Raw genomic sequence first — 2,038 nt, 5'->3', positions numbered from 1 at the left:
CCGTCTGCCCGGCGGGCACCGCGTTCTCCTACTCGAACCTCGGGTACGCGCTGGTCGGGGCCGTGATCGAAGCGGTGACCGGGATGACCTGGCGGGAGGCCGTCGAGGCGATCGTCCTGCGGCCGTCGAAGATCGAGCCGGTCTACGCCGAGCACGGCGTCTCCGGGCACGGGCGGGCCACCGGGCCGGCCGGGGCGCGGCCGGTCGCGCAGGTGCTGCCGCCGATGCTCGAACCCGCCGGCGCGCTCGCGTTCAGCGCGCGGGACCTGGTCGAGCTGGGCCGGATCCACCTCGGCAAGCCGGGGCTGCTCGACGTCGTCACGGCCGCCGACATGCACCGGGCCGTCCCGGAAGCCGAGCCGTTCGGGCTCGCGGACGGCTGGGGCCTCGGCATCGCCCACTTCGGTACCGGCGACGACACCTGGCTCGGCCACGACGGCACCGCCGACGGCACGTCCTGCCACCTGCGCGTCGACCAGGCCGGCGCCTGCGTGGTCGCCTTCACCGCGAACGGCGCCGCCGGCACCGACATGTGGCACGACGTCGCCGCCGACCTGCGTGAGCTGGGCCTCGACCTGCCCGAACAGCGGTTCGGCGGGCCCGGCGCCCGGCCCGTGCCGGTCCCGGAAGGCCACTTCGGCACCTACCGCAACGGCGCCATCGACTACACCGTCCGCCGCGACGGCGCGGGTGCCGCGCTCGTCGTCGACGGCGAGGTCTACCCCGAACTGGTCCTGCACGACGACGGCAGCTTCACCGTCCGCGACCCCGCGACCGGCCGGGCCACGCCGTGCGGCCGCTTCCGCAGCACCGCGGTCGAAATCGGCGGCCGCCTCGCGCGGCGCTGCTGACCTTCGAACCCCTCCCCGTGCCCGCCGTGCCGGCGGGCTCCTCAGCCTGCGCCCGGAAGGTGCGACCGACGATGACCGTGCAAGACTCCCCGGCGAGAACCGGGGCCCTGACCGAGCTGTTCGCCGCCCGGGTCCGCGAAACCCCGGACGCTGTCGCGGTCGATGGCGAAGACCGGCTCACGTACGCCGAGCTGGCCGACCGTGCCGAGCGGCTCGCCGCGCACCTGCTCCGGCTGGGACTGTCCCCGGAGGACCGGGTCGGGCTGCTGCTGCGGCGCTCGGCCGAGCTGGTCGTCGCCGAGCTGGCGGTCGTGCTGGCCGGCGGTGCGTACGTACCGCTCGACCTGCGGGCTCCGGACGACCGGCTCCGGCTGGTGCTCGCCACCGCCGGGGTTTCGGTGCTGGTGACCGATGAACCCGGGCGTGCCCAGAAAGTCTACAGTGGACTGGTCGTCGAAGCCGGTCAGCCGCTGCCGGAACGGGACCGCGAACTGCCCGAAGTGGACGGTGACCGGCTCGCCTACCTCATGCACACGTCGGGCTCGACCGGCGCGCCGAAGGGGGTCGCGGTCCGGCACCGCGACGTGGCGGCGCTGGCCGCGGACAGCCGGTTCGCCAGGGACGCGCATCGCCGGGTGCTGCTGCACTCGCCCGCCGCGTTCGACGCGACGACCTACGAACTGTGGGTGCCGCTGCTCTCCGGCGGCACGGTCGTGGTCGCCCCGCCCGGCGACCTGGACGTCGAAACCCTGCGCGGTCTTCTCGACCGGCACGCCGTCACGGCGCTCTGGCTGACGGCCGGCCTGTTCCGGATCGTGGCGCAGGAAGCCCTCGACTGCTTCCGTGGCGTGCGGGAGGTCTGGACCGGCGGCGACGTCGTCCCGGCCGGCGCCGTCCGGCGGGTGCTGCGTGCCTGCCCGGGCCTCACCGTGGTCGACGGCTACGGGCCGACGGAAACCACCACCTTCGCGACCAGCCACCGGATGCCGTCGGCGGACCGGGTGCCCGACGCGGTCCCGATCGGACGGCCGCTCGACGACGTCGGCGTGCGCGTACTGGACGGCGCGCTGAACCCGGTCGCGCCCGGCGAACCCGGTGAGCTGCACCTGGCCGGGGCCGGGCTGGCCCGCGGGTACTGGGCCCGGCCCGGCGCGACCGCGGACCGGTTCGTGGCCGACCCGGCCGGG

Annotated in this window: 2 protein-coding genes; both read left to right on the top strand. The window is 75.5% G+C overall.

Annotation, left to right across the window (positions count from 1 at the left end):
• On the top strand, positions 1–851 hold an 851-nt coding region (locus tag G3I65_RS42635; RefSeq protein ID WP_160701128.1), incomplete at its 5' end, for a serine hydrolase.
• A 71-nt stretch (positions 852–922) separates the two neighbouring features.
• A partial coding sequence (locus G3I65_RS42630) for an AMP-binding protein (protein ID WP_160701127.1) occupies positions 923–2,038 on the top strand: 1,116 nt, incomplete at its 3' end.

The organism is Amycolatopsis sp. SID8362, from assembly GCF_010550475.1.
GTDB lineage: Bacteria > Actinomycetota > Actinomycetes > Mycobacteriales > Pseudonocardiaceae > Amycolatopsis > Amycolatopsis eburnea.
The sequence above is the reverse complement of the archived record's forward strand: the minus strand, read 5'-3'. Positions and strand labels throughout refer to the sequence as shown.